Origin of the sequence: Ketobacter sp. (genome assembly GCF_003671495.1) — a bacterium.
Taxonomy (GTDB): domain Bacteria; phylum Pseudomonadota; class Gammaproteobacteria; order Pseudomonadales; family Ketobacteraceae; genus Ketobacter.
In genome coordinates, this window is record NZ_RCHN01000034.1 from 131,395 (window position 1) to 157,426 (window position 26,032).

The 26,032-nt window shown below is 58.0% G+C and carries 24 protein-coding genes; 8 read left to right on the forward strand and 16 right to left on the reverse strand.

The genetic code is table 11. From position 1 onward, the window contains the following. The first annotated feature begins 56 nt into the window (after positions 1-56). The gene (locus tag D9N14_RS16850; protein WP_290581850.1) at positions 57-1,487 is read left to right on the forward strand and encodes a short-chain fatty acyl-CoA regulator family protein; all 1,431 of its coding nucleotides are present in this window, start codon (positions 57-59) and stop codon (positions 1,485-1,487) included. Positions 1,488-1,554: 67 nt separating this feature from the next. Here the strand turns inward: D9N14_RS16850 and D9N14_RS16855 are convergent, their stop codons facing one another. Continuing rightward, complete coding sequence (locus tag D9N14_RS16855; RefSeq protein WP_290581852.1) at positions 1,555-3,336, reverse strand: response regulator; 1,782 nt, start codon at positions 3,334-3,336, stop codon at positions 1,555-1,557. Between the two features lie 152 nt (positions 3,337-3,488). On the opposite strand from D9N14_RS16855, the gene D9N14_RS16860 reads away from it, so the two are divergent. Both D9N14_RS16860 and D9N14_RS16865 read left to right on the forward strand, forming a co-directional pair. After that, the gene (locus tag D9N14_RS16860; protein WP_290581853.1) at positions 3,489-4,709 is read left to right on the forward strand and encodes a hypothetical protein; all 1,221 of its coding nucleotides are present in this window, start codon (positions 3,489-3,491) and stop codon (positions 4,707-4,709) included. Further along, the gene (locus tag D9N14_RS16865) at positions 4,709-5,161 is read left to right on the forward strand and encodes a hypothetical protein (protein ID WP_290581854.1); all 453 of its coding nucleotides are present in this window, start codon (positions 4,709-4,711) and stop codon (positions 5,159-5,161) included. Before D9N14_RS16860 ends, D9N14_RS16865 begins: the two co-directional genes overlap by 1 nt. Before the next feature lie 83 nt (positions 5,162-5,244). Here the strand turns inward: D9N14_RS16865 and rplS are convergent, their stop codons facing one another. The 5 genes from rplS to ffh form a co-directional block, all read right to left on the reverse strand. Then, complete coding sequence (gene rplS, locus D9N14_RS16870) at positions 5,245-5,601, reverse strand: 50S ribosomal protein L19 (protein ID WP_290581856.1); 357 nt, start codon at positions 5,599-5,601, stop codon at positions 5,245-5,247. Between the two features lie 84 nt (positions 5,602-5,685). Continuing rightward, on the reverse strand, positions 5,686-6,471 hold the full coding sequence (trmD, locus tag D9N14_RS16875; RefSeq protein WP_411267951.1) for a tRNA (guanosine(37)-N1)-methyltransferase TrmD: 786 nt from the start codon (positions 6,469-6,471) through the stop codon (positions 5,686-5,688). Next, entirely contained in the window at positions 6,453-6,971 is a 519-nt protein-coding gene (gene rimM / locus D9N14_RS16880) for a ribosome maturation factor RimM (protein ID WP_290581860.1), read from the reverse strand. The genes trmD and rimM overlap by 19 nt, the downstream gene beginning before the upstream one ends. 12 nt (positions 6,972-6,983) lie before the next feature. Further along, positions 6,984-7,241: a 30S ribosomal protein S16 gene (gene rpsP / locus D9N14_RS16885; RefSeq protein ID WP_290581862.1), complete on the reverse strand. Its 258-nt coding sequence runs from the start codon at positions 7,239-7,241 to the stop codon at positions 6,984-6,986. Positions 7,242-7,527: 286 nt separating this feature from the next. Beyond that, positions 7,528-8,916 (reverse strand): signal recognition particle protein, encoded by a 1,389-nt coding sequence (gene ffh, locus D9N14_RS16890; RefSeq protein WP_290581864.1) that lies wholly within the window; start codon positions 8,914-8,916, stop codon positions 7,528-7,530. A gap of 171 nt (positions 8,917-9,087) precedes the next feature. Here ffh and D9N14_RS16895 point away from each other — a divergent pair, with 171 nt between their 5' ends. Continuing rightward, complete coding sequence (locus D9N14_RS16895; protein WP_290581866.1) at positions 9,088-9,846, forward strand: inner membrane protein YpjD; 759 nt, start codon at positions 9,088-9,090, stop codon at positions 9,844-9,846. 12 nt (positions 9,847-9,858) lie between these two features. Next, the gene (locus D9N14_RS16900) at positions 9,859-11,148 is read left to right on the forward strand and encodes an HlyC/CorC family transporter (protein WP_290581867.1); all 1,290 of its coding nucleotides are present in this window, start codon (positions 9,859-9,861) and stop codon (positions 11,146-11,148) included. On the opposite strand, the gene D9N14_RS16905 is transcribed toward D9N14_RS16900, so the two are convergent. The 6 genes from D9N14_RS16905 to D9N14_RS16930 all read right to left on the reverse strand — a co-directional run bounded on the left by D9N14_RS16905 (position 11,129) and on the right by D9N14_RS16930 (position 15,716). Then, on the reverse strand, positions 11,129-11,986 hold the full coding sequence (locus tag D9N14_RS16905; protein ID WP_290581868.1) for an FHA domain-containing protein: 858 nt from the start codon (positions 11,984-11,986) through the stop codon (positions 11,129-11,131). The two genes, D9N14_RS16900 and D9N14_RS16905, sit on opposite strands and share 20 nt — an antisense overlap. A gap of 167 nt (positions 11,987-12,153) precedes the next feature. Continuing rightward, positions 12,154-13,140 (reverse strand): patatin-like phospholipase RssA, encoded by a 987-nt coding sequence (gene rssA, locus D9N14_RS16910; RefSeq protein ID WP_290581870.1) that lies wholly within the window; start codon positions 13,138-13,140, stop codon positions 12,154-12,156. Positions 13,141-13,189: 49 nt separating this feature from the next. Continuing rightward, positions 13,190-14,371: a formate-dependent phosphoribosylglycinamide formyltransferase gene (gene purT / locus D9N14_RS16915; protein WP_290581872.1), complete on the reverse strand. Its 1,182-nt coding sequence runs from the start codon at positions 14,369-14,371 to the stop codon at positions 13,190-13,192. Between the two features lie 9 nt (positions 14,372-14,380). Further along, positions 14,381-14,581: a DUF1289 domain-containing protein gene (locus D9N14_RS16920; protein ID WP_290581874.1), complete on the reverse strand. Its 201-nt coding sequence runs from the start codon at positions 14,579-14,581 to the stop codon at positions 14,381-14,383. Beyond that, a complete protein-coding gene (locus D9N14_RS16925; RefSeq protein ID WP_290581876.1) occupies positions 14,565-15,098 on the reverse strand; it encodes a gamma carbonic anhydrase family protein in 534 nt (177 codons plus the stop codon). The genes D9N14_RS16920 and D9N14_RS16925 overlap by 17 nt, the downstream gene beginning before the upstream one ends. 9 nt (positions 15,099-15,107) lie before the next feature. After that, positions 15,108-15,716 (reverse strand): CoA pyrophosphatase, encoded by a 609-nt coding sequence (locus D9N14_RS16930; RefSeq protein ID WP_290581877.1) that lies wholly within the window; start codon positions 15,714-15,716, stop codon positions 15,108-15,110. Positions 15,717-16,245: 529 nt separating this feature from the next. On the opposite strand from D9N14_RS16930, the gene D9N14_RS16935 reads away from it, so the two are divergent. The 3 genes from D9N14_RS16935 to D9N14_RS16945 all read left to right on the forward strand — a co-directional run bounded on the left by D9N14_RS16935 (position 16,246) and on the right by D9N14_RS16945 (position 19,721). After that, positions 16,246-16,590, forward strand: coding sequence for a DUF3135 domain-containing protein (locus tag D9N14_RS16935; protein ID WP_290581879.1), 345 nt, complete (start codon positions 16,246-16,248; stop codon positions 16,588-16,590). Positions 16,591-16,668: 78 nt separating this feature from the next. Next, positions 16,669-17,214, forward strand: coding sequence for an NUDIX hydrolase (locus tag D9N14_RS16940; protein WP_290581881.1), 546 nt, complete (start codon positions 16,669-16,671; stop codon positions 17,212-17,214). An 86-nt stretch (positions 17,215-17,300) separates the two neighbouring features. Continuing rightward, entirely contained in the window at positions 17,301-19,721 is a 2,421-nt protein-coding gene (locus D9N14_RS16945; RefSeq protein WP_290581883.1) for a hybrid sensor histidine kinase/response regulator, read from the forward strand. 28 nt (positions 19,722-19,749) lie between these two features. Here the strand turns inward: D9N14_RS16945 and D9N14_RS16950 are convergent, their stop codons facing one another. The 4 genes from D9N14_RS16950 to D9N14_RS16965 all read right to left on the reverse strand — a co-directional run bounded on the left by D9N14_RS16950 (position 19,750) and on the right by D9N14_RS16965 (position 25,720). Further along, the gene (locus D9N14_RS16950) at positions 19,750-20,061 is read right to left on the reverse strand and encodes a YqfO family protein (protein WP_290581885.1); all 312 of its coding nucleotides are present in this window, start codon (positions 20,059-20,061) and stop codon (positions 19,750-19,752) included. Then, entirely contained in the window at positions 20,061-20,420 is a 360-nt protein-coding gene (locus tag D9N14_RS16955) for a type II secretion system protein GspG (protein WP_290581887.1), read from the reverse strand. The genes D9N14_RS16950 and D9N14_RS16955 overlap by 1 nt, the downstream gene beginning before the upstream one ends. Positions 20,421-20,533: 113 nt before the next feature. After that, the gene (purL, locus tag D9N14_RS16960) at positions 20,534-24,409 is read right to left on the reverse strand and encodes a phosphoribosylformylglycinamidine synthase (RefSeq protein WP_290581889.1); all 3,876 of its coding nucleotides are present in this window, start codon (positions 24,407-24,409) and stop codon (positions 20,534-20,536) included. Positions 24,410-24,583: 174 nt separating this feature from the next. Continuing rightward, the gene (locus D9N14_RS16965; RefSeq protein ID WP_290581891.1) at positions 24,584-25,720 is read right to left on the reverse strand and encodes a methyl-accepting chemotaxis protein; all 1,137 of its coding nucleotides are present in this window, start codon (positions 25,718-25,720) and stop codon (positions 24,584-24,586) included. Positions 25,721-26,032 lie beyond the last annotated feature (312 nt).

Below are 26,032 nucleotides of genomic sequence, written 5' to 3' on the forward strand. Positions count from 1 at the left end.
TTTGCAAACTTTGTGAATTCGCAAAATTAACAGAAACCGCAAATGAGACCCCGCATATGAGTCCGCGCAAACGTAAACTGTTCCTCGGTAGCAAGATCCGCCGCCTGCGGGAGCAGACTGCGCTGAGCCAGGCGGAACTGGCCAGCCGGCTGGGGCTTTCCGCCAGCTATCTGAACCAGATTGAGAACGACCAGCGTCCGCTCACGGTTCAGGTGCTGCTGAAGCTGGCGGGGGTGTTCGATGTGGACCTGTCGCATTTTTCCGAAGAGGAAGATGACCGCCTGGTGGCGGAGATCAAGGACTGCCTGGAGGACCCCCTGTTTGAAAATGAAAAATTGCCCCTGACAGAACTGAAGGAGATCGTCACCCGCTCTCCGGCGTTCGCCCGCCACTTCCTTAGCCTTTATCAGTCCTACCACCAATCCCAGCAGAACTACGTGGGGCTGGCGGAGGACGTCACCGGCGACGAGGCAGTGCGCTCCATCGAAGGCCCTCAGTTTCCCTACGAGGAGACCCGGGATTTTTTCTACTATCAGAACAATTATTTTGATGGTCTGGATCGAGCCGCAGAAACCCTCTTCACCACTGCGGGCATGAGCCGGGGCGGCGGAGAAAACCAGTTTATAGCGTACCTGAAGCAGCAACACGGCATTCAGGTGATCGTGGATGCGGACAGTGACCGCCTGCGCCAGTTTGATACCCGCAGCCGCCGTCTGACCCTGTCCAAGCTGCTGTCCCTGCGGCAGCGGATCTTCCACCTGGCCCACCAGATCTGCCTGCTGGAACAGGGGGCGCTGCTGGACCAGATCATCGCCAAGGCCCGCTTCACCAACCCGGAATCCAACGCCGTCTGCCGGGTGGGACTGGCCAACTACTACGCTGGCGCACTGCTCATGCCCTATGAGGATTTCCTGCGCAAAGCCCAGCAGGAACGCTACGACATCGAGCGCCTGCAGATCCTGTTCAACGTCAGCTTCGAGCAGGTCTGCCATCGCCTCAGCACCCTGCAACGGCCCACCGCCAAGGGCATTCCCTTTTATTTTCTGCGGGTGGACGCCGCCGGCAACATCTCCAAACGGCAGAGCGCCAGCAGCTTTCACTTCGCCCGGGTGGGGGGCGCCTGCCCCCTCTGGAATGTCCATGAGGCCTTTGCCCAACCGGGCAAGATTTTGCGCCAGGTGGCCCAGATGCCCGATGGCAAAACCTACTTCTGCATCGCCCGCACCGTCAGCCGCACCGAAGGGGGCTTTCTGATGCCACAGAAAAATTTCGCCGTGGGACTGGGCTGCGAGATTGCCCACGCGCCGCAGTTGATTTATGCCGCCGGCATCGACCTCAACGACAAAGAAGCCGCTGTGCCCATCGGGGTGAGCTGTCGGGTGTGTGAACGCACGGAATGCCCGCAGCGGGCCTTCCCACCCATCGGCAAGCGCATTCACATCAATGAAAATGAGCGGGAATTTTTACCGTATCGGTTTGAATCCTGACGGCTCTGAAGCCAGATAGCCCTGAAACCGGATGCCCCTGAAAATAGGACGGCATCACACCCGGGGCTCAGGCAGCATGGGAGACGTAAGCCTTCAATTCCGACTCGATGTCGTCCATGGCCACTGGCTTTTTCAGGTAACCATCCATACCGGACTGCAGGCACAGGCGCCGGTCCGCATCCATGGCATTGGCGGTGACGGCAATAATCGGCAAACTGCGCACCGGTTCGGCCATCTCCCGCATTTTGCGGGTGGCCTCAAAACCGTCCATCACCGGCATCTGACAATCCATGAACACCAGATCCACTGGACGTTGCCCCACCAGCTCCAACGCCTCTTTGCCATTGTTGGCCGTGATCACCTCACAACCCAGGCGCTTGAGATAGCCCTTGATGACCATCTGGTTGACCGGATTGTCCTCCACCACCAGCACCAACGGCACACGATCCAGCACCGCAACCCGGGGCTGCGTCTTATCCGGCGCCGGCGCCGACACCCGCGAAGACCGCAGGGGAAAACAAAACTCCACCGACAGGCCGCCCCCCACCCGGTTCTCCAGATAAATATGCCCACCCAACAGCTGAGCAATGGCCCGACAGATGGAGAGGCCGATCCCCATCCCCTGGAACTGCCGCCGGGACGAGCCATCCGCCTGCTGGAAGGGCTTGAACAATTCTTTGATCAAGAGGGGATCAATGCCCGGGCCGGAGTCCTGAATCACAACGCTGACCCGCTCTGCCGAACCGCGATACGCCGGAATCCTGGACACCGAGACCACGATCTCCCCCTCCGGTGAAAACTTGATGGCGTTGCTGAGCAAATGGCGAATCACATGCCCCACTTTCTTCTCGTCACACTCCAGCAACTGGTCCACCACCTCCTCGAAGCGGCATTCAAGCGTTAGCCCCTTGCTCTCCAGCTCCGGGCGGTAGGTGACGAGGAGCTTGTCCAGCAGCGGTCGCAGACGCACGGCCGCCACCTCCACCTGCTCCCGCCCGGACATGATTTCACTGAGTTCCAGAATATCATCAATGGACAGCATCATAGCCCCCGCAGAGCGGGTGGCGGCGTCCAGCCAGACCCGCTGATCCTCGGTCAGGTCCACCTTCGACAACAGGTTCAGCGAACCAATAATGCCGTTCATGGGGGTGCGCATTTCGTGGCTGATGGTGCCGAGAAATTCATCCTTCAGGCGGTTGGTGCGGTTGATCTCCCGCAACACCCGCACCGAGATAATCCAGGCCAGGAGTAACAGGGCCAGAATCACAAAGCCCCCCAGCAACGCCCCGAACAGATTGGCCTCTTTCACCGCCGCGTCGGTTTGACGGAGCAACAGAGCGAAGTTGGTCTGCCGCTCCACCAGGGTTCGATCGAGCACATCCATCAGGCCATCGTATATCTGGTGGGAACGGTCGATGCGCAACTGATAACGCTGCAACTCCCCGGGATGCTCAATCAGGTCCACCGCCAACTGGCGGGAGATATCATAATAATTCCGGTACACCCCACCCAGGTTCGCGGTAAAAACCTGCAATTCAGGATCAATCTCCGCAATGGCCTGCAAGCGGGCCTCCACCTGCCGGGACAACGCCTCAGAGTCCTCCACCAGGAAGGGGTCTTCCAGCGCCACCGCCGAGGTCATGGTCTCCCGAATGACCTGGATATCCCGCTTCAGGGCCTGCACCTGCTCGATGACCGGGTGCTGTCGATTCAACAACTCATCCAACCTGCGCTCGTTCTGGCTGGCCATGAACACATTGGCCAGCAGATAGCACAGAAACCCCAGGCCACCAATCAGCGCGATGGAAAGAATATGTAGGCGAATTTTGGCGTTTTGATTGAATTTCATTACGCACACCGAAAAACCCAGGCCCGCCGCCTGTTTACCCTCCTAAGTCTAGCAGCCCGTTGATCCTTATGCCGATTTCGGGGCCAGAATCACGACAGCACCGCTGGCCTTGTCTATTCTTGTTAGATCACCACTGCAAAACAGGACCCCTCGTGCGGATACTGCTGGGCCTCATTCTCATTTTCACTGCCTGCTCAAGCTATGGAGACCACAACTGGCAGTTCTCCGGCTTTGGCTCCCTCGGCGTCGGCAAAGTCAATCGCGAGGACTACCAGTTCGGGGAAGCGGACAACAACTGGGATTTCGACAACGACACCCGCCTGGGCATCCAGCTGCAGGGCAACCTCACTGAGCGCCTGGCGTTCACCACCCAGGTCTCCAGCTCCGGCCTGGCCCTGGGTGGGGAGGAGTCCTACAACCCCAAGCTGCAATGGCTGTTCCTCAGCTATCAGGCCACACCGGACCTGCAGCTGCGCCTGGGCCGCCTGCGCTCTTCCTATTACATTTATTCCGGCACCCGCGATGTGGGCTATTCCTACCCCTGGGCCCGCCCGCCCATTGACGTGTACACCTACCTGCTGCAACCCCTGGGCAACATCGATGGTGCCGACCTGCAGTACACCCTGGACATGAGCAATGACCTGGAGCTGGACATCCTGCTGTTTGTGGGAGAAGTGGAAGGCGAAATCCGGGACGTCACCGTGGAGTCCAACCCCACCTACGGCGCCACGTTTACCCTGAGATCCCTGGACTGGCTGTTGCGCTACAGTTTCCACATTGAACATACGGATATCAGGTCAGAAGGCCTGCAAACCGCGGTCGACTATTACGAGGACCTCAGCGAACTGACCGGCGACCCCATTTTCAACGAGATCGGCAGCGCCCTGTACGCAGAGGGCACCAATTACCAGTATCATGCCATCGGCGGCCAGTGGGATTTCAACAGTTGGGGCATCATTGCGGAAAAGTACTGGGTACTGGCACCGGACTCCGGATTCGCCAATGATTCCGACGGCTGGTATGTGTCCCTGCTCTATCACTACAACGAGTTCACCCCCTATACCGTCCTCAGCGCCTACGACAACACGCTGGATAAAGACACCCTGCCCCTGATTGATGAAGCCGCCGCCCAATACCCGTTTGCTGCGCCTCTGCTGGAGCAAACCCGCGCCGGCATCCAAAGCTTCAAAGCCAAGGAGCGCAGCATCACGCTGGGGGTTCGTTATGATTTCATGGCCAACACCTGCATCAAGTTTGAGGTCCAGTATTTCGATTTCCTGGCGGGCTCCACCGGCCAGGGCTTTCCCCTCAACGATGCCGACCCACCGGACAACGCCACCCTGATGACGATTGTGATGGATGTGGTGTTTTGATGATTCGGCCAATCAGACAACTCACTTTCCTGCTGGGGACCGCCCTATTGCTGATGGCGGTCCGCTGCCATGCCGACATCGTGGTGATCACCAATCTTGACAACCCGGTGACCAGCCTCAGCAACAAGGAAGTACGCCGGGTGTTCCTGGGGCGCCTGCACCTGTACCCGGGCACTGAACACGAGCCCCTGGCCATTGACCTGCCCCAGGGCAGCGATGCTTATCGGGAGTTCTATGACACGGTAATTGGCATCTCGCAGCCCAAACTCAAACGTTACCGCGCCTACTACCTGTTCAGCGGCAAAGGCAAGATTCCTTTTATGGTGGAATCACCCCAGGCCGTTATCGACTCCATTGTCAGCTCCACCTATGCCATCGGCTATCTGGTACAACCGGATGAAGAGCAACTAAACCGGGTTAAAGTACTGTACCGCCAGGCCACCGCGGAATAGCGCCCCCCAATCGAAGGCATTCCCCCTCTTGCAGGCATAAAAAAAGCGCCCCGAAAGGCGCTTTGATCTGCGAGTGGCTCGTATTAATTGAGCTTTTCGCGAATACGGGCAGACTTACCAGTACGCTCACGCAGGAAGTACAGCTTGGCACGACGCACGGCACCACGACGCTTAACAGTGATGCTGTCCACCAGAGGGCTGTGAGTCTGGAAAGTACGCTCAACACCAACACCGTTGGAGATCTTGCGCACAGTGAAACCGGAGTTCAAACCACGGTTACGCTTGCCAATCACAACGCCTTCATAGGCCTGCAGACGAGTACGATCACCCTCAGTTACCTTAACGTTGACGATCACAGTGTCGCCTACGCTGAACGTGGGCAGATCCTGTTTCATCTGCTCATTTTCGATAGCCTGGATGATTTTGTTTTTACCGCTCATGAGAGTTTCCTCAGTGTTCGCGCCAGAGGTAGGGTCCGGAGTGTGAATCACGGGACGCTACATACACGTCGTTAATAAAACCGTTCAGGACAAGTCGTGCTCATCCAAATATTCCTGCAACAGCGTTTGCTCCTCTTTGGAAAGCACTCTGCCTTCCAACAGATCCGGACGTCGTTGCCACGTCCGCCCCAGCGATTGCTTTAATCGCCAGCGCCTGATTTCACCGTGGTGCCCGCTCAACAACACCTTCGGTACTTCGCGCCCATCGCACACTTCTGGCCGCGTATAATGCGGGCAATCCAGCAAGCCCTGGAAGAATGAATCCTCCGCTGCCGAATCCTTGTGCCCCAACACCCCGGGCAACAGTCTCACGGTGGCGTCGATCATCGACATCACCGGCAGCTCACCGCCGCTGAGCACGTAATCGCCGATGGACCACTCTTCATCCACCGCCATTTCAATAACACGCTCATCAATGCCTTCATAGCGACCGCACAGGAACACCACCCCCTGCCGTGCACTGAATTCCCCGGCAGCGGCCTGATTGAAAGGCTTGCCCTGGGGCGACACATACACCACTTTCGGCTGCTCCACACCGACCCCCTGCAACCGGGCCCTGGCACTGGCAATGGCGGCCAACAGCGGCTCCACCAACATCAGCATTCCCGGCCCGCCGCCATAGGGGCGGTCATCCACCGTGCGGTGCACATCCTGGGTAAAATCCCTGGGGTTGGTATACCCCAGCGCCACCAAACCGTTCTTCACGGCCCGACCGGTTACCCCGTAGTCGGTAATGGCGGAGAACATCTCCGGGAACAGGGTGACGATTTCGTACCTGGCCAAACAGGTCACTAAAAATCCTTGTCCCAGTCCACGGTGATTTCGCCTTTTGCCAGATCCACCTGCTGAACCACCTCTTCCCAGATATAGGGAATCAGGCGCTCCTGACGATCCAGACTGTCGGCATCCCCTTGCACCACCAGCACATCATTGGCGCCGGTTTCGAACAGGTGACTGACTTTACCCAGACAGTCACCACTCAGGGTTTTCACCGTTAACCCCTCCAGGTCGGACCAATAAAAGTCCTCATCCTGGAGATCTGGCAGCTGTTCACGCTTGATAGCTAATTCACACCCAGTGAAAGCCGGCACCTGATCGCGATTGTCACAACCTTCGATCTTGGCCACCAGCCCCTTTCCATGCCGCTGAACACGCTCAACGTTAATGGGCTGCCAGTTGCCCTCCCGATGCAGCCAGAGAGGGTTGTAGTTTGCGAGATTGTCCATGGGCTCAGTGTGCGAGTAGACTTTCATCCAGCCCTTGATGCCATAAGGCCCAAGCAGCTTGCCTACCACCACCCATTCGGACATATCCACCACTGCTTAAGCGGCAGCAGCGGCTTTCTTGGCGTCTTTTACCAGGGCAGCGACACGATCGGAAGTCTGTGCACCCTGACCTACCCAGTGTTCAATACGGGCCAGATCCAGGCGTACACGCTCTTCCTGGCCCTTGGCCAGCGGGTTGAAGAAGCCGACTCGCTCGATGTAACGACCATCACGGGCATTACGGCTATCGGTTACAACCAGGTGGTAGAAAGGACGCTTTTTGGAGCCGCCACGAGTCAATCGAATGGTTACCATGTATCGTTTTCCTTCTTACAATCAATCTGTTCAGCGTTTTACAACGTAAAAGCAGGCTCCTGAATGCGCCCTTTGGCGTTCAGTAACCTACTGAATTATTTCGTCTTTTCGAGCCAAGAGGGGCTAAATCCACAGGCTCTCGCCCGTGCCACTGCCGGAAATTGAGGGTGTGCAGGACATGGGAGGCGCGTGATTTTAAGGGAATTCGGGGGGAAATGAAAGGGTTTTACGCGGGATGCCACAGCGGAGCCCGCAGACCCCGCCAGGCAACGGCCAGCTGGCCGGATTACATCTTGAACGGAGGCATACCGCCACCGGGCATACCGCCGCCGCCCATCATGCCTTTCATGCCCCGCATCATGTTCTTGGCGCCCTTGCCGGTGAGTTTCTTCATCATTTTCTGCATCTGCTTGTGCTGCTTCAGCACCCGGTTGATATCCGGGATCTGGGTGCCGGAACCGGCGGCAATGCGCTTCTTGCGGGAGCCATTGATCACATCCGGGAAGCGCCGCTCATGGGGTGTCATGGAATAGATGATGGCTTCCATCTTCTTCAACTCTTTATCCGCCACCCCGCCCTGCTGGGCCATCTGGGCCATACCGCCCATACCGGGCAGTTTGTCCAGCATGCCAGCCATGCCGCCCAGCTTCTTCATCTGCTGGAACTGCTCCAGCAGGTCTTCCAGATCGAAGCCCTTGCCTTTCTTCAGCTTCTTGGCCAGCTTGTCGGCCTTGTCCTTGTCCAGTTTGCGCTCGGCTTCCTCCACCAGGCTGAGCACGTCCCCCATCCCCAGAATCCGCGAGGCGATTCGATCCGGGTGGAAGGGCTCCAGGGCATCGGTCTTCTCACCCACACCGATGAACTTGATGGGCTTGCCAGTGATGTGGCGCACGGACAGGGCCGCACCACCCCGGGCATCACCATCGGCCTTGGTCAGCACCACACCGGTGAGCGGCAGCGCATCGTTAAAGGCCTTGGCGGTATTGGCGGCATCCTGACCGGTCATGGAATCCACCACGAACAGGGTTTCCACCGGGCTGATGGCACTGTGCAGGGCCTTGATCTCGTTCATCATATCTTCATCGATGGCGAGACGGCCGGCGGTATCGATGATCACCACATCCGCATGCAGCTTGCGGGCCTCCGCAATGGCGCGGTTGGCAATGTCGACGGGCTTTTCCTCAGTGCTGGAGGGAACGAACAATGCCCCCACATCACCGGCCAGGGTCTCCAGCTGCTTGATGGCCGCCGGGCGATAGACGTCAGCACTGGTCACCAGAACCTTTTTCTTCTCCCGCTCCTTGAGGTACTTGGCCAGCTTGCCTACGGTGGTGGTTTTACCCGCCCCCTGCAGACCGGCCATCAGCACCACTGCCGGGGGCTGCACATTCAGCCTGAGGGCGTCATTGGCATCCCCCATCATGTGCACCAGCTCCTGGTTCACAATCTTGATGAAGACCTGACCGGGGCTCAGGCTCTTCATGACCTCCTGCCCAACGGCCCGCTCTTTCACTTTGTCGACGAATTCCTTGACCACCGGCAGGGCGACATCCGCCTCCAGCAGGGCCATTCTGACTTCCCGCAGAGTTTCTTTTATATTGTCCTCAGTGAGCCGGGCCTTGCCGGTGACGCTGCGCAGGCTGTTACTGAGTCGTTCGGTCAGGTTATCAAACATAACGGTATCTTCATCGCGTACTAAAAACTTGAAACGGCAAGTATAACGCAGCCAGTTTCATTATTGACAGCCTTGTGAGAAACTTAGCCCCTACACGAAACGGGTAAGGAGCTAAAGCACGCCGTGAATTTGGCGATCTTTGCAGGCATTCTGGCTTGTCTGTGCTACGGCATGTCCACCGTACTAATCATAAAAAGCCTCAAGACGGATGTTCAGGTAAACCGCGCTTTGCTCTTGGGAATGGCCACAGCGGGTGGGCTTCTGCACCTTTACTTTCTGTTTGACGCGCTGTTCCAGGAGGCCGGAGTCCAGCTGGGCGTCACCACCATGGCTGCGCTGTTTTCCCTGGTCCTGGCGGCCACCGGCACCATCGTTGCCTATTACCGCCACATCGAATCCCTGCTGGCGCCCGCCTATCCGGTGGCCATCGTCGGCCTTTGTATCGCGCTGCTGTTCACCGATCACGGGCTCCCCAACCCCCACCTGAACACCGGGGTCATCGCCCATATCCTGCTGTCCATTTCGGCCTATTGTGTGCTGGCACTGGCGCTCTCCCAATCCATCCTGTTGTGGATTCAGAACTATCAACTGAAGCACCGCCACCTGCACGACCTGCTGACCCTGCTGCCACCCCTGCAAACCATGGAAAGCACCCTGTTCGATCTGATTTCCATCTGCATGGTGCTGCTGACCCTAGCCATCGGCACCGGCTTTATCTTTGTCAGCGATTTTTTTGCCCAGCACCTGCTGCATAAAACCGTGTTTGCCCTGGGTGCCTGGGCGGTTCTCTGGCTGCTGCTGTTTGGTCGCAACCTGTGGGGCTGGCGTGGCATGGTGGCGGTCAAGTGGACCATGACCGGTTTTGTCTTGCTCACCCTGGGCTACTTCGGTTCCAAGGTGGTACTGGAAGTGATTTTGGACCGCGTATAACGGGCTTACCTTTTGAACGACATCCCTATCTCCATATTGTTCGGCATCCTCGGCGTCCTGATCCTGATGTCCGCCTTCTTTTCCAGCTCGGAAACCGGGATGATGTCCCTCAACCGCTACCGGCTGCGCCACCTGGTGAAAAGCAAGGACCGTGCAGCCCTGCGGGTGGATAACCTGCTGAACCGGCCGGACCGACTGATCGGCGTGATCCTGATTGGTAACAATTTTGTCAACATTCTGGCCTCATCCATCGCCACCATCATTGCCATACGCCTGTGGGGAGACAGCGGAATCGCCATTGCCACCGCCGTGCTGACCCTGGTCATCCTGGTGTTCGCAGAGGTGACCCCCAAGACCCTGGCGGCCCTCAAACCGGAAGCGATTGCCTTTCCTGCCAGTCTGATTCTGCGCCCCCTGCTGGTGGTGCTTTATCCTTTTGTCTGGCTGGTGAACGCCATCAGTAACGGCCTGCTGCGTATGGTCGGGGTGAAAGCGGAGGAAATTGGCTCGGATCACCTGAGCCGGGAGGAACTGCGCACCGTGGTGACGGAATCCGGCGCGATTCTGCCCACCCGCCACAAAGGGATGCTGCTCAGCATCCTTGACCTGGAAGAGGTCACGGTGGACGACATCATGATCCCCAAGCATGAGGTCATTGGCATCGACCTGGATGAGGATACCGACGACATAATCAAGGCCCTGCAGTCCACCCAGCACACCCGGTTGCCGGTCTTCAAATCGGATCTCAACTCTCCGGTAGGGGTGTTGCACCTGCGCAAGATCAGTCGCCTGCTGATGGACGACGACCTGAACAAGGCCAAAATCATGCAGCAGGCGGTGGAGCCCTATTTTGTGCCAGAGGGCACCCCGCTCCACGTCCAGCTGGTGAACTTTCAGAAAGTGAAACGCCGTATGGGTTTTGTGGTGGATGAATACGGTGACGTGCAGGGCATCGTGACCCTGGAAGACATCCTGGAAGAGATTGTGGGGGAATTCACCACCGATTACGCCGCCAGCAGCCAGGATATCCACCCCCAGGAAGACGGCTCCTTCATTATTGATGGTCTGGCCACGATCCGCGACGTCAACAAGGCCCTGAAATGGCACCTGCCCACCAAGGGGCCCAAGACGGTGAACGGCCTGATCACCGAGCACCTGGAAACCATTCCCGAACACAACCTGTGCTTCACCATCGGTAACTACCGCTTTGAAACCATACAGATCAAAGACAATCTGGTGAAAACCGCCCGGGTGACGAACATGAAGCCCGCCCGCAAGAAAGCTACCCCTGCAGCAACATAAACACGCCGCCGCCGGCGATGGCCAGCACCAGCACAATACCGCCGATGATCATCCCGACATTGCTCTTGGGGGGCGGAGCGGACACCGCCTGCTCCACCTTGGCGTTGGTCTTGGGCAGACTGGTGGCGGCCGGTTTGGGAGGCGTTGGCGCCCGGGGAATCGGGGCTGCACGGAATACGGTGGCCTCATCATCGTCTTCCTCTTCCGGTACCGCCGCACCGGCTCCCAAGGGGCCGGCCACCAGAAAGGTAAGATGATCAAAGCTGATCTTGTCCCCCGGCTTCAGCACCTGTTCGCCAATGGTTTTGCCATTGACACAGGTGCCATTGGAGGACTGCAGGTCCACCAGGCGTAACACGCCCTGCTTGAGATTGATCTCGGCATGGCGACGGGACATGTGGGCATCACTGATCTGAATATCGCAACTGCTGGAACGACCGAACACCATGGAACCGTGAATGGGTATGCTCTTGCCTTTCAAAGGGCCCGACAACGCCATAATGGTCCATTCGCTGCGGGGGCTCAGCGCCTCTTTTTTGTCGGTAGCGCCCTGCTGCGGGTCCAGAATCATCAATTCCACACTGGCCACCTGGATGGCATCGCCGGAGCGCAGCTGGAAATTCGCCTTGATCTTGCTGCCGTTGACACTGGTGCCACGGAAGCTGCCCAGGTCGGTGAGGTAGAGCGCGTCGCCGTCCTTGCGGATTTCAGCGTGCTGGGGCTCAACACCCTCTTCTTTGATGACAATGTGATTTTTGGGGTCTGAGCCGATGGTGGTCACAGATTCCACCAGCCAAACCGGTGGCTGACGCTGATCCTTGAATTGCAGCTTTAACATAACCTCTGCGGCTCCCCTGTTACCGGCTGACTAAAGATAGGGTAATTCCATGAATAATAACAACAGTATAGATTGACTGCCCGGATTGCAAAGGCGGTCAGGGGCAGGCGCTGTCTGTCGGGTTCGATAAACTGTTTAACCGTCCCGGGAAAACAGGGAAGCAGGTCTCATTGCGCTTCATGAAGCTCCTCGCCCAGGAGATTCTGCAACTGACGTTCAGCCAGACGGACGGTGTTCTCCCCCTCTTTGATGGCTTCCTCGGCCCGGTAGAATTCCATCAACCCAATATGTGCCAGTCGCGGGGTAATCACCAGGTCCGCCGGGTCGCCGGCCATGCGGCTGCGGGTAATTCGATCCTGCATGATATTCAGGGACGTGGCCACCACCTCCATCACCCCGGGGGCGGATTCGGTATTGGCTGAGGTATCCCGCTGACCATCGCTGAACAGTTGCGATACTTTCTGGAAGAAGTCGGACTCTGCCCGGCGAATCTGCTTTTGCTCGGTGCTTTCCTCTGCACCGGAATCCTGAGTCTGTTCCACGAACTCATCGCTGGGGCGGCGGGAATTCCGCAGGTGCTTACCCACGATTTCCGCATTCAGGTTGACTGCAATCACCAGGTCCGCCCCCATGGCCCGGCACAGGGACACCGGCACCGGGTTGACCAGACCACCATCCACCAGAAAGCGACCGTTCTGGGCCTTGTAGGGGGTAAATAATCCCGGCAGGGAGATGGATGACCGAATGGCTTCCGCCAGATGGCCATGCTGCAGCCAGATCTCACGCCCGGTTTCCAGATCCGTGGCGACCGCGGCAAAGGTTTTCTGCAGCTGCTCAAACTTCAGGTCCGGCATGTGCTCATCGAAGAACTGGAATACCTTGCGCCCCTCGATCAGACCGCCGCTGAGCTTGACGTCCAACAGGCTCACCACGTCCCGCCAGCCCAGGCTCACCACCCAGTCTTCCAACTGCTGCAGCTTGCCCGCAGCGTAACAGCCTCCTACCAAGGCTCCGATACTGGTCCCCACCACCACATGGGGCTCGATGCCCATGGCGTGCAGCTGTTTGAGCACACCGATATGGGCCCAACCCCGGGCCGAACCACTGCCCAACGCCACACCGATTTTCATTGGAGGATTTGCAGATGGATTCATACCGTCTCCCGAAAGCAGATTGTGCGGAAACCGTTGTTGGGTGTGTGCGCTAAAAACTCACGTCCACTGCGTCTGCCGCCTGGCAGGCTTTGGTCACGGCAGACGGTACATCCTCCGCCAGAGCCAACGCTACACCCAGCCGACGGCTGCCGTTGATCTCAGGCTTGCCGAACAGGCGCAGCTGGGTATCCGGCTGGCGCAGGGCCGCCGCCAGGTTCCCATAACGCATGCACGTGGACTTGCCCTGCTTCAGGATCACCGCCGAGGCCGCCGGGCCGAACTGACGAATCACCGGGATGGGCAGGCCCAGAATGGCACGGGCGTGCAAGGCAAATTCAGACAGATCCTGGGAAATAAGGGTCACCAAACCGGTGTCGTGTGGGCGTGGGGAGACCTCGCTGAAGATCACCTCATCCCCTTTCACAAACAGCTCCACCCCGAACAGGCCGCGCCCACCGAGGGCTTCGGTGACGGCCGCCCCCACCTGCTGCGCTTTCTGCAACGCCGACTCACTCATGGGCTGTGGTTGCCAGGATTCCCGATAGTCACCGTCCTGCTGACGATGCCCGATGGGCTCGCAGAATGTGGTGCCCCCTTCGTGACGCACCGTTAGCAGCGTGATTTCGAAATCAAAATCCACAAAGCCTTCCACGATCACTTTACCGGCACCGGCACGACCGCCCTCCTGAGCATAAGTCCAGGCCGCTTCCACATCCGCGCTGGTCTTGACCGTGCTCTGGCCTTTACCAGAGGAGCTCATGATGGGTTTCACCACGCAGGGCAGTCCGATGCTGTCGATGGCGGCCAGATACTCGTCTTTACTGGCAGCAAAACGATAGGGTGAGGTTTTCAGGCCCAGCTCTTCGGCAGCCAGGCGGCGGATGCCCTCCCGGTTCATGGTCAACTGCGCCGCGCGGGCGGTGGGGACCACCGTGAAGCCTTCCTGCTCCAACTCCACCAACGTGGCGGTGGCGATGGCTTCGATCTCCGGCACAATGTAGTGGGGCTTTTCCTGCTCAATGACTGCCCGCAAGGCCGCCCCGTCCAGCATGGAGATCACATGACTGCGATGGGCCACCTGCATGGCGGGGGCATTGGGGTAACGATCTACGGCGATGACTTCGCACCCCAGGCGCTGCAGCTCAATCACCACCTCTTTGCCAAGCTCGCCACAGCCACACATCAACACCCGGGTGGCGCTGTCCGATAAAGGCGTACCAATGGTCGTCATAGGGGTTCCTTAAAATTTGCTCTGGCGCAGGCGCGCTTCCACATTACGCAGAATCGCCCGCTTGCCGTCGTTATCCACATAGCCCCACTGGGTGATCTCCTGGCCGGAGCGCAGGCAGCCAATGCAGACGTCGTCATCGTCCAGGGCGCAGACCCCCACGCAGGGAGACATCACAATGTCGGGTTTCACTTTACTACTGGAATCGCTCATCAACCTGAAAGTCCCGTTTGTACCGTTTGAAATTTTCCACGTAGTGCAGAGCGCTCATGCGGATGATCATTTCATGCTTTTCCGTCAGCTCTTTCACTACCTTGCCCGGGGATCCCAGCACCATGCTGTTATCGGGGATCACCTTGCCTTCAGGCACCAGGGCATTGGCGCCAATAATGCAGTTTTTACCGATCTTGGCGTTGTTCAACACCACCGCATTAATGCCGATCAGGGTGTTGTCGCCGATTTCGCAACCGTGCAGCATGACCTTGTGGCCCACGGTCACATTGCTGCCGATGGTCAACGGCACCCCGGCATCGGTGTGCAGTACCGATCCGTCCTGGATGTTGGTACCGGCACCAATGGTGATGGGGTCGTTATCCCCCCGCACCACACAGTTGAACCAGACACTGGCGTTGTTTTCCAGAATCACAGAGCCGATCACCGTGGCATTGTGGGCGACGAAGTAATCCTCGCCCCGAATTTCCACCTGTTTGTCACCCAGACGATAAATCATGCACGCCCCTCATTGTGTTGCATTTGGTGTTTGTAGCTGCGGCATTCTCAATTCGAAGCCGGTATCAAAGATCCGGTTGAAACAATCCGTGATGAAGTAGGCGGTCAGCCCCCAGATCACATAGCCGTCGTAGTTGTAACAGGGGATACGGTAGCGCACGCCCTGATATTCTTTTTCGGTGAAGTCCGGTGGCGGGGTTTCCAGAAAATACTGTAACGGCACCCGAAAAATGCTGTGGATTTCATCTTCGCTGGCCACCAGCTCCAATTGGTGGGGAATGATACCGATTACGGGCACAACTTTCAGTCCCATTTTGGATACGGAAAACGGCATGGGGCCCACCAGTTCCACCTGGTCCGGCGGCAGCTGCACCTCTTCGTAGCTCTCCCTGAGCGCCGTGGCGAATACGGACTCATCTTCGGGATCACACTTGCCACCGGGAAACGCCACCTCCCCGGCATGGCTGCTCAGGTGATCGGCACGCCGGGTCAGCACCACCTCCGGCGCGTTGCCGTGGTCGGTGATGGCAATCAACACCGCCGCTTCGGCCTCGGACAGCGCTCGTTCACCAGGATGATGCAACGGCGCCTGACTGCGAATGCGGGACAACCAGTCCATCGGGACTCCTTTTTCTGAAACTGACCTGACTTAATTCAAGCTGACCTGGATTACTTCATCTGACCTGACCGGGCGGGTACAAACCGGTCCGCCGACCCACCCGTCGATGCCTGCATCGACGGGGCATTCGCAGGTATCTGAAATTGATCAACAATTATTCCAACATGCCGGGAAATGTGAACGGTTTCAAGTGGCAAACCCGCCCATTTGAGAACGAAATAATCTATACCATCACAAAATCACTACGCACTGAAACAAAGCATACAGGGTGAATTTAAATGGCTGATTTTTCAGCCTTAGTTGCCAAGGTTATAAACAGATTCTGTTAATAACAGCCTGCCGGGCAGAGTTGGGGGGAAAGTTCAAGCCTATACAAGCGGGCGGATAAGGGTAGTATAGGATTCAGGGATTGCAAATTTTTATAACTTAATTAGTTATTGGGCATCCCACGCATTCTTACAATTTTCACATTGGGGGCAGGAAGCCAATACACCCAGGCGTGATTGGTTAGCTGAAAGAGGTACGACCCATGAGCTACGATTTACCGGAGTTCGACAAGCTTAGGGAAATGGCACAGCGTGATCCAGAAGCTTTGGAACGATTGCGAGTTGAACTGTGCGACCGCGTGATTCAGGAAGCACCCGAAAAATACCGTCGCAAGCTGCGCGGCCTGCAATTCCGTGTGGATATGGAACGCCGTCGCGCCAAGAGCCCCATGGCAGCCTGCATCGCCATTTCCGGCATGATGCACGACTCCTTTGATCGCTTGCGCCAGACCCTGAACGAAGCCGCTGGCAACGCGACCCCCGGGTATCTGAATACCCCTTCCCGGGAAGTGGAGGAAGGCAAGGTCTTACCGTTCCGCCGGGCCTGATAGCCTCCGTTATCCATTGGGATTCCGCTGACAGAAGCTTTATACTGGCCACCGTGTTCAATGGTGGTCAGTAGACAGATGAAATATTGTAGTGAGTGCGGGTCTGAAGTGTCTTTTACCATCCCGGAAGGCGACAACCGGGAACGCCACGTGTGCAACGAGTGTGGCATCATTCACTACATCAACCCCCGCATTATCGCCGGCACCTTGCCCACCTATGACGGCAAAGTATTGCTGTGCCGCCGTGCCATTGAACCACGCAAAGGCTACTGGACCCTGCCAGCCGGGTTCATGGAAAACGGGGAAACCAGCGCGCAAGCTGCGGCCCGGGAAACCATCGAAGAGGCCGAGGCCAGGGTGAACATCCACGGCCTGTACACCGTGTTCAATTTACCGCACATCAGCCAGGTCTATCTGTTCTACCGGGCCGAGGTGATTGACGGGCAATACGGCGTCGGAGTGGAAAGCCTCGAGACCCAACTCTTTGAAGAACATGAGATTCCCTGGCAGGAGCTGGCCTTTCCCACCATTCAGCGCACCCTCAAGCACTATTTTGAAGATCGCAAAAGCGACGTTTATCCCGTACGCAGCGAGGACCTGGTACCCCCCTACCGTAAACCCTGAGCACGAATTTTTTGCCCCCGTCGGCGGCCACCCCTGCAGGCCGCTGCTACACTCAATAAAGAAGCTGTACTGGGTTTTCGGGGCGCATGTTGGGCACAGGAATTTTTCTGAAATCACTTAGTTTTCTACTGACTCTTCTGCTGGTTTCAGTCAGTTATGCCTCCCCGTCGGTAGACCTGGCGGAATTGGGCTCGGTCGATCACAGTGATCGTTATTTCTCCCACCTGGAAGACGCTTCTTCCAGTCTGACCATCGACGGCCTGCTGGAGCAAACCTACGACGACCTGTTCACTCCAGGCTCTGATGAAGCTCTGAATAAGGGTTACTCCAGCTCGGCGTTCTGGTTACACGGGCGCTTTCACCTGGCGGCCGATGCTCCCCAATCCACGCGCTTTTTTGCATTGGAATATTCACTGCTGGATGAAGTGGAATTTTACGTGGTGCGCAACGGCAAACTGGTGCAGCAATGGCTGACCGGTGATGCCCGCCATTTTGATACCCGGCCCATGGACCACACCTGGTTCATCTTTCCCGTTGACTTCCAACCTGCGGATCAACTGGACATTTACATCCGGGTGAAAAGCACAAGCTCCCTGCGCATGCCCATCCGGATCTGGGAGCCCTCTGCCTTCTATGACCAGCAACGGCCGCGCCTGCTCACCGAGGGCACCTATTTCGGCATCCTGTTTTTGATGTTCTTCTACAATTTCTGCCTGCTGGCGACGGTGCGGGACATCTCCTATTTCTACTACATTGCCTACATCTTTTCCCTGGGGACATTCCAACTGTGTATGACCGGCTACGGGTTCGAGTACATCTGGCCGGAACACCCCCGCATCAATGAATTCATGCTGCCGTTTTCCGTCAGTGCCGTTGGTTTGTTCATCGTGGCATTTGGCATTCGAGTGATGGATCTGCAACGCAACTCGCAATTGATGTACTACCTGTGTTGCATACTACTGGTGCTGGAAGCCGCCTCGGCTCTGGTGAGCCTGGTGCTGCCCTACGAGGTGGTGATCCGCACGGTGATTGCGCTGGCACTGTTTGTGTCTGCGATCATGTTGGTCACATCGGTGCAGGAGAGCCTGAAAGGTAACTCCACGGCAAAATTGTTCCTGTTGGCGTACTTCACCCTGTTGGGGGGCGGTGTTGCCCTGGCCTTTGCCTCGATGGGTTGGATACCGGCCAATTTCCTCACCACCAATTCGTTTATGATCGGTTCCGCTGTGGAAATAGTGGTGCTGTCGTTTGCACTGGCAGAGCGCCTGAACCAGATCAACAAGGAAAAGGCCAAAAGTGAACGGGAAGCCAAACACTACCTGCAGGAAATGAACGACTACCTGAGGCAAACCAACCTGCTGAAGGATGAGTTCCTGGCCACCATCAGCCACGAGCTGCGCACCCCCATGAACGGTGTCCTCGGCTGCCTCCAGCATCTGCAGTACGGGGGCCATGCGGAATCCACCAACCCCTACCTGAATTTTGCCGATCGTTCGGCTCGCCAGATGATGATGATGGTGGACAGCCTGCTGGCCTACACCGAGTTGCAGTCTGGCAAACTCAGCATTCAGAACGAACCGCTGAAGATTCACGAACTGGTGGACCGCTCACACAAGCTATTCATCGACAGCTGCAAGAAAAAGGGCATTCAGCTTTCGGTCAGTATCGATGAGAACACCCCACTGATTCTGTTTGGCGATCCTGAACGCTTAAGCCAGGTGCTGAATAATCTGCTGGATAACGCAGTAAAATTCACCCATGAAGGCCAGATCGACGTGCAGCTGAGCAGCAGTGCCATCCAACCTGAAAGCCGACTGCTGCAACTGGAAGTCCGCGTTTCGGATACCGGCATTGGGGTTGAAGCCGACAAACAGGAGCAGATTTTTGAAACCTTTCGGCGCGGTGATGGCAACATCAAGCGAGGCTACGGGGGCTTGGGCATTGGCTTGAGCGTGGTGAAATCCCTGCTGGACAAAATGGGCGGCAGCATAAGCTTTGTGTCCCAACCTGGCATCGGTTCCACCTTTACCATTTCCCTCCCCTGCCACTACCAGACCAACGAACTCACCGAGCGCTACAACGAACATTTCAAAGCCCGTCAGCCTCAGCTGAAAACCCTCACAGTGCTGGTAGTCGAAGACAACCCGGTGAACCAACTGGTGGTAAAAGGTCTGCTGAAAAAATACGGCTATGAGGTGGTCAGCGCCAGCAATGGCGCCGAAGCCCTGGAGAAACTGGAGCGTCACAGAATCAATCTGGTGTTAATGGATTGCCAGATGCCGATCATGGATGGTTTTGAAGCCACCCGCCGCATTCGCAATTCCGATGCGGACTACCACAACATTCCCATCATCGCAGTGACCGCCAACGCCATGTCAGAAGACCGCCATCTGTGTATTCAGGCGGGCATGAACGACTACCTGTGCAAGCCCATTGATGCGCAGATCCTGAATCGAAAAGTGATTTACTGGGCCAACCGCCCCAGCCAAACCCGGGCCGCCATGTAAGCACGGAACCGGGTTCTGCAGATTCCCACTAAAGCTTTTCCAGCCTGATCACATCGTAGGCCGGCTCTTCATAAGGGTGAGCGGATTTCAGGGCCGCCACCGCCTTGCGAATCAAATCATCGTGGCACACCAGTTCCACGCGATACTCTGCAACGGTTTCCAGGTTACCGGTTGCACCGATGAACGGGTTGGCACCTGCCAACGGGCGAAACTGGCCCTGCCCCGGCACTTCCCAGCAACAGGCCTCGTAGTCGCCCATTTTCCCGGCACCGGTGGCAAACACTGCAGCTTTTACCGCTTCTTTGTGCTCCTCTGGAACAAAGAAAACCAGTTTGTACATCAGCCTGCCACTTCCGTTTGCAGGATATCAGCCGCCATGCCGGCGCCACCCTCTTTGCCATCGGCACCCAGGGATTTGAAATGGCAGGCTTTGCCGTTGTGGGCCTTGTACATTACAAAGTCGTTACCCCAAGGGTCTTTGGAGAAATCGGTGCTGTTCTCATCCTTGCCGGTAAACAGGCGCGCCAGATCATTGGGGGATTCGGGGCACTTTTTGTGTTCGACATAAAAGAATTCGGAGGCCTTGTTGAGTTTGCGCACATGATCTTGCGCCAGTTGCTGGCGCTGGGCATCGTTGCCACAGGCGCTGAGCAGAAATGTTGATGAGAGCAGGAGGGCGACAGAGAACTGGCTGCGCATTCTTGGATACCTCTTCTTGTTATTTTTATAGCATGACTTGGGTTTGACACCATTCGGGGTTGGAGAAGTGCAAGGCGAACCCTGCACTTCAAACCTGGAGATTGCGTTTAAACTTACCCCAACCACTTGCGTCCGTTACGGAATAATCGCAGCCAAACGCCGTCTTGTCCCCATTCTTTTGGATACCAGGAGTTTTGCACCGTGCGGTACACCCGCTCCGGATGCGGCATCATGATGGTGACGCGGCCATCGGCGTTGGTGAGGCCGGTGATGCCCTGCGGCGAGCCGTTGGGGTTGGCCGGGTAGGTTTCGGTCACGCTGCCCCAGTTGTCCACATAGCGCAGGGCGATGCCGCCCGCTTGCTGCGCCTGGGCGATTTGATCCGCTGCCTTGAACTCAGCACGGCCTTCGCCATGGGCCACGGCGATGGGCAGCTGGGAGCCTTCCATGCCTTGCAGCAAAATGGAGTTGGATTGCTGCACCTCCACCATGCTCACCCGCGCTTCAAAGCGCTCGGACTGGTTGCGCACAAAGTGGGGCCAGTAGTCGGCACCGGGAATCAGCGAATGCAGGTTGCTCATCATCTGACAGCCGTTACACACCCCCAGCGCAAAGGCGTTGTCGCGCTGGAAGAACGCAGCAAACTGATCCCGCGCCAGGCTGTTGAACAGGATGGACTTGGCCCAGCCTTCACCGGCGCCGAGCACGTCACCGTAAGAGAAACCACCACAGGCCACCAGGCCGTGGAAGTCATCCAGGGTGATCTTGCCGGTCAGGATGTCGCTCATGTGCACGTCGATGGGCGTAAAGCCCGCCGCATGGAAGGCACCGGCCATTTCGATGTGGCCGTTTACGCCCTGCTCCCGCAGCACAGCCACCTTCGGCTTCACCCCAGTGTTGATCATGGGGGCCGCCACGTTGTCTTGTGGATCAAAGCTCAGCCTGGGTGAAAAGCCCGGGTCATCGGCGCGGGCGATCTGATCAAACTCCTGCTGGGCACAGGCACTGTTGTCCCGCAGGCTTTGAATGCGGAAGCTGGTTTCGGCCCAGGCCTGCTCCAGCGCAATGCGCGATTCCGCCAGTACGGTTTGGCCGTTGTGAGCGATGGTGACCTGCTCGCCATCCACCGGTGCACCCAAGTCAAAGGCGCTCAACCCGGCTTGCTGGGCTTGCGCCAGGATGACCGCTGCATCGGCCGAACTCACTTGAATCACCGCACCCAGTTCTTCGTTGAACAGGGCGGGCACCACGTCACCCAGTGCCGACACGTCGACACTCAGGCCGCTGTGACCGGCGAACGCCATCTCGCACAGGGTGGCCAGCAGGCCGCCGTCGGAACGGTCGTGGTAGGCCAGCAGTTTGTCATCCTGCAACAGGGCTTGAATCAGATTGAAGAAGGCTTTCAGCTGTGCGCCGCTGTCCACGTCGGCGCAATCGTTACCCAGCTGGTTGTACACCTGCGCCAACGCCGTGGCGCCCAGGCGGTTCTTACCGTTGCCTAAGTCGATCAACAGCAGGCGGCTGTCGGTGCCGGTTTGCAATTGCGGTGTGACGGTTTTGCGCACGTCCAACACGGGTGAGAACGCCGAGATGATCAGCGACAGGGGCGCGGTCACGCTCTTCTGCTCGCCGGCGTCTTCCCATACGGTGCGCATGGACATGGAATCCTTGCCCACAGGGATGGTGATGCCCAGCTCGGGGCACAGCTCCATGCCCACGGTTTTCACCGTCTCGAACAGGGCCTGGTCTTCACCAGGGTAACCGGCGGCGCACATCCAGTTGGCCGACAGGCGCACGTCTGACAGCTTGCCGATGCGGGCGCAGGCGATGTTGGTGATGGCCTCACCGATGGCCATGCGGCCAGAGGCGGGCGCGTTGATCAAGGCAGCCGGGGTGCGTTCCCCCATGGCCATGGCTTCGCCGGTGTAGGTGTCCAGGGTGGTGGTGGTCACCGCCAGATCGGACACCGGCACCTGCCAGGGGCCCACAAACTGATCGCGGGTTACCAGGCCGGTTACCGTGCGGTCGCCAATGGTGATGAGGAACTTTTTACTGGCCACGGCGGGCAGACGCAGCACGCGGTAGGCGGCGTCTTTCACATCCACGCCCGACAGATCCAGCGCGGGCAGTTCTGCCGTTTGCTGGTTGTATTCCCGCAGCATTTTGGGCGGCTTGCCGAACAACACCGGCATGGGCAGATCCACCGGGTTGTTGCCGAAGTGGTCGTCATGCACGGTGAGGTGCATTTCTGCGGTGGCCTCACCGATCACGGCATAGGGGCAACGCTCCCGCTTACAGATGGCATCGAATTCCGCCAGGTTCTCGGGGGCCACCGCCAGCACATAGCGTTCCTGGGATTCGTTGCACCAGATCGCCAGCGGAGACATGCCGGGTTCGTCGTTGGGCACGTTGCGCAGCTCGAACTTGCCGCCGCGGCCGCCGTCTTTCACCAGCTCGGGCATGGCGTTACTCAAACCGCCCGCGCCCACGTCATGAATAAAACTGATGGGGTTGGCCTCGCCCCGCTGCCAGCACTGGTCGATGACCTCCTGACAACGGCGCTCGATTTCGGGGTTGTCCCGCTGCACCGAGGCAAAATCCAGATCCTCGGCACTGGCGCCAGTGGCCATGGAGGAGGCCGCGCCACCGCCCAGGCCGATCAACATGGCCGGGCCACCCAGCACGATCAGTTTGGCGCCCACGGGAATGCCGCCTTTTTCGACGTGCTCGGCTTTGATGTTGCCGTAACCGCCCGCGATCATGATGGGCTTGTGGTAACCGCGCACTTCTTGCCCGTTCACCGTGGTGACGTTCTGCTCATAGGTGCGGAAGTAGCCGTTGATGTTGGGGCGGCCGAATTCATTGTTGAAACCGGCACCGCCCAAGGGGCCTTCGATCATGATGTCCAGTGCGGACACGATGCGGCCGGGCTTGCCGTAATTGCCTTCCCACGGCTGCGTGAAGCCGGGAATGTTCAGGTTGGACACGGTAAAACCGGTCAGACCCGCTTTCGGGCGCGAACCCCGGCCGGTGGCGCCTTCATCGCGAATCTCACCCCCGGCACCGGTGGAGGCACCGGGGAACGGCGCGATGGCCGTGGGGTGGTTGTGGGTCTCGACCTTCATCAGGATGTGCACGGGCTCCTGATGGAACTCGTAGGCTTTGGATTGGGGATTGGGGTAGAACCGCCCCGCCACCGGGCCTTCGATCACCGCCGCGTTATCGGCGTAGGCCGACAGCACGCCCTCGCCCCCACACTGGTAGGTGTTCTTGATCATTTTGAACAGGGAATGGCTTTGGGCTTCGCCATCCACCACCCAGTCAGCGTTGAAGATCTTGTGACGGCAGTGCTCGGAGTTCGCCTGGGCGAACATCATCAGCTCCACGTCGGTGGGGTTGCGCTTCAGTTCGTTGAAGCTTTCTACCAGGTAATCGATTTCGTCGTCCGCCAGGGCCAGACCCAGCTCGACGTTGGCCTTCGCCAGGGCATCGCGGCCGCCGCTTAAAATGTCCACCTGGGTCATGGGGGCCGGTTGATCGTGACGGAACAACGCCTGGGCCTGATCCAGATCGGTCAGCACCGCTTCCACCATGCGATCGTGCAGCACTGTGGCCGCCGCTTGCACCTGCTCGGCACTCAGCGACCCGCTCAGATAGTACGCCACCCCGCGCTCCAGCCGCTGCACCTTGCTCAAACCGCAGTTGTGGGCAATGTCGGTGGCCTTGGATGACCAGGGGGAAATGGTTCCGGGGCGGGGCACTACCAGCACCAACTGGCCCGCTGGCTCCTGTACGCGTGCGCTGGGCCCGTACTGAAGAATCGTCTGCAGCACTTCATTTTCGGGGGCGGTCAACGGCTCCAGGACTTCGGCAAAGTGCACATACTCAGCATAAACATCTTTTATTTCAGGCACTTGAGCCTGAAGCTCGGCGAGCAGTTTGGCGTGACGGAAAGACGATAAAGCGGGGGCACCACGAAGTTGTAACATCAGGGTCTCGGCTGGTCATAGGTGTGGAATTCGGAAAGGCGGGATTATAAAGGAAGTGTCAGGGGGGAGAAAGGCGCAACGGCTTTTCCTGGTGCTGCCAATCGACGGCAGAGTCGGGACGGCGGGGAAATGAGAACAGGAAGCACCCCGCGGCCGGAGTGCTTCCCCATGGGCTTAACCCACGTAGCGATTGACGATGTTTTCCAATTCGCCGGCGGTGCTTTCGATCTCCTGCTTCAGCCGACCCAGCTCCTGGCCGTGGTTGGCCTTGCCGGCTGTCACATCGCCCATGGTGTGGAGCGTCCGGTTGATGGCATCCGCGGCCGCGGTCTGCTGCTCTACGGCTGCCGCAATCTGCTCGTTCATGGCACTGATGGAGGCAATGGCCCCGGTGATGGCCTGCAGCGATTCACCGGCCTTTAACGCCTGCTCCACACTGCGCTCGGCCTGCTTGCGCCCTTCCGCCATGACGCCCACCGCGTTTTTCGAACCATCCTGCAGCCGGGCGATCATGTCATTGATTTCCTGGGTCGCCTCCTGGGTGCGCTGGGCCAGGGTCCGCACCTCATCGGCCACCACGGCAAAACCACGGCCCTGTTCTCCGGCCCGGGCGGCTTCAATGGCGGCATTCAACGCCAGCAGGTTGGTCTGGTCCGCAATCCCCCGAATCACTTCCAGGATGGCACCGATGGATTCGGTATCCGCTTCCAGCTTTTGAATGGCGGTGGCAGCACGCTCAACCTCATCGGCCAGAGAATGGATGGCGTTGGTGACGTTGTTCACCACCTGTTGGCCACTGTCGGCCTCCGAGCTGGCATCCCGGGCGGCCTGGGCCGCGGTGGCGGCATTCTGGGAGGCATCGTGTACGGCGGCCCCCATGGTGGAAGTGGCCTCCAGCACCTCCTGGATCTCACGGTCTATATTGGTGCTGCCGGAACCGGATAGTTTGCTCAATTCACGGCTCATCACCTTGATGCGGTCCAGATTGCCGGACACCCGTTCAAACACTTCCTGAAAATGGGCCATGGTTTCGTTAACGGCCAGGGCAACCGGCCCCTCTTCCTCCAGACGGCTATCCAGCCGTTTTTTGCCGGACAACACCTCCCGCAGGAACGCACTGACGCTATCTTCACCCCGCGCGCCCTGGTTTAACGCGGCCAGCGCCACGGCACCGGATATCAGCGCCAGCACCACCGCCCCGCCCAAGGTTGCCATCATGCCGTCTGAGCCCGCCACAGCCCAGGCCAGGTAGCCCAGCTGTACCACGCCGAAACCGGCCAAAGCGCCCACGTTCTTTACATTGGCAGCCATTTATCACGCCCCTCACAGTCGATTCAGTCCATCACTTAAGCGTAGGCAAGGACCGATAAGGCTGCAAAACCGATCAAGTGTAAAATACATCACATTTAAATTCGCAATTTGTATATAAAGCAGGCTCTTTATGCGATCTGTTACATAATGAAGTCGACTTCAGGCCGGGATGCCTATATAATTCGTTCACTTTTTATACAAATTTTGAGCAGTTTAACTGCTCTTTTGTGACCCCTGTCCTTGCGGACCGGGATAAAACAGGCATTTAGCTCACCCCGCAGGATGTGCGGAACAGGGTCAACATTGACTGCA

Coding starts and splice junctions, on each gene's coding strand:
- D9N14_RS16850 (WP_290581850.1), top strand. CDS start 57: ATGAGTCCGCGCAAACGTAAACTGTTCCTCGGTAGCAAGATCCGCCGC.
- D9N14_RS16855 (WP_290581852.1), bottom strand. CDS start 3,336: ATGAAATTCAATCAAAACGCCAAAATTCGCCTACATATTCTTTCCATC.
- D9N14_RS16865 (WP_290581854.1), top strand. CDS start 4,709: ATGATTCGGCCAATCAGACAACTCACTTTCCTGCTGGGGACCGCCCTA.
- rplS (WP_290581856.1), bottom strand. CDS start 5,601: ATGAGCGGTAAAAACAAAATCATCCAGGCTATCGAAAATGAGCAGATG.
- rimM (WP_290581860.1), bottom strand. CDS start 6,971: ATGTCCGAATGGGTGGTGGTAGGCAAGCTGCTTGGGCCTTATGGCATC.
- rpsP (WP_290581862.1), bottom strand. CDS start 7,241: ATGGTAACCATTCGATTGACTCGTGGCGGCTCCAAAAAGCGTCCTTTC.
- ffh (WP_290581864.1), bottom strand. CDS start 8,916: ATGTTTGATAACCTGACCGAACGACTCAGTAACAGCCTGCGCAGCGTC.
- D9N14_RS16895 (WP_290581866.1), top strand. CDS start 9,088: ATGTCCACCGTACTAATCATAAAAAGCCTCAAGACGGATGTTCAGGTA.
- D9N14_RS16905 (WP_290581868.1), bottom strand. CDS start 11,986: ATGTTAAAGCTGCAATTCAAGGATCAGCGTCAGCCACCGGTTTGGCTG.
- rssA (WP_290581870.1), bottom strand. CDS start 13,140: ATGAATCCATCTGCAAATCCTCCAATGAAAATCGGTGTGGCGTTGGGC.
- purT (WP_290581872.1), bottom strand. CDS start 14,371: ATGACGACCATTGGTACGCCTTTATCGGACAGCGCCACCCGGGTGTTG.
- D9N14_RS16920 (WP_290581874.1), bottom strand. CDS start 14,581: ATGAGCGATTCCAGTAGTAAAGTGAAACCCGACATTGTGATGTCTCCC.
- D9N14_RS16925 (WP_290581876.1), bottom strand. CDS start 15,098: ATGATTTATCGTCTGGGTGACAAACAGGTGGAAATTCGGGGCGAGGAT.
- D9N14_RS16930 (WP_290581877.1), bottom strand. CDS start 15,716: ATGGACTGGTTGTCCCGCATTCGCAGTCAGGCGCCGTTGCATCATCCT.
- D9N14_RS16935 (WP_290581879.1), top strand. CDS start 16,246: ATGAGCTACGATTTACCGGAGTTCGACAAGCTTAGGGAAATGGCACAG.
- D9N14_RS16940 (WP_290581881.1), top strand. CDS start 16,669: ATGAAATATTGTAGTGAGTGCGGGTCTGAAGTGTCTTTTACCATCCCG.
- D9N14_RS16945 (WP_290581883.1), top strand. CDS start 17,301: ATGTTGGGCACAGGAATTTTTCTGAAATCACTTAGTTTTCTACTGACT.
- D9N14_RS16950 (WP_290581885.1), bottom strand. CDS start 20,061: ATGTACAAACTGGTTTTCTTTGTTCCAGAGGAGCACAAAGAAGCGGTA.
- D9N14_RS16955 (WP_290581887.1), bottom strand. CDS start 20,420: ATGCGCAGCCAGTTCTCTGTCGCCCTCCTGCTCTCATCAACATTTCTG.
- purL (WP_290581889.1), bottom strand. CDS start 24,409: ATGTTACAACTTCGTGGTGCCCCCGCTTTATCGTCTTTCCGTCACGCC.
- D9N14_RS16965 (WP_290581891.1), bottom strand. CDS start 25,720: ATGGCTGCCAATGTAAAGAACGTGGGCGCTTTGGCCGGTTTCGGCGTG.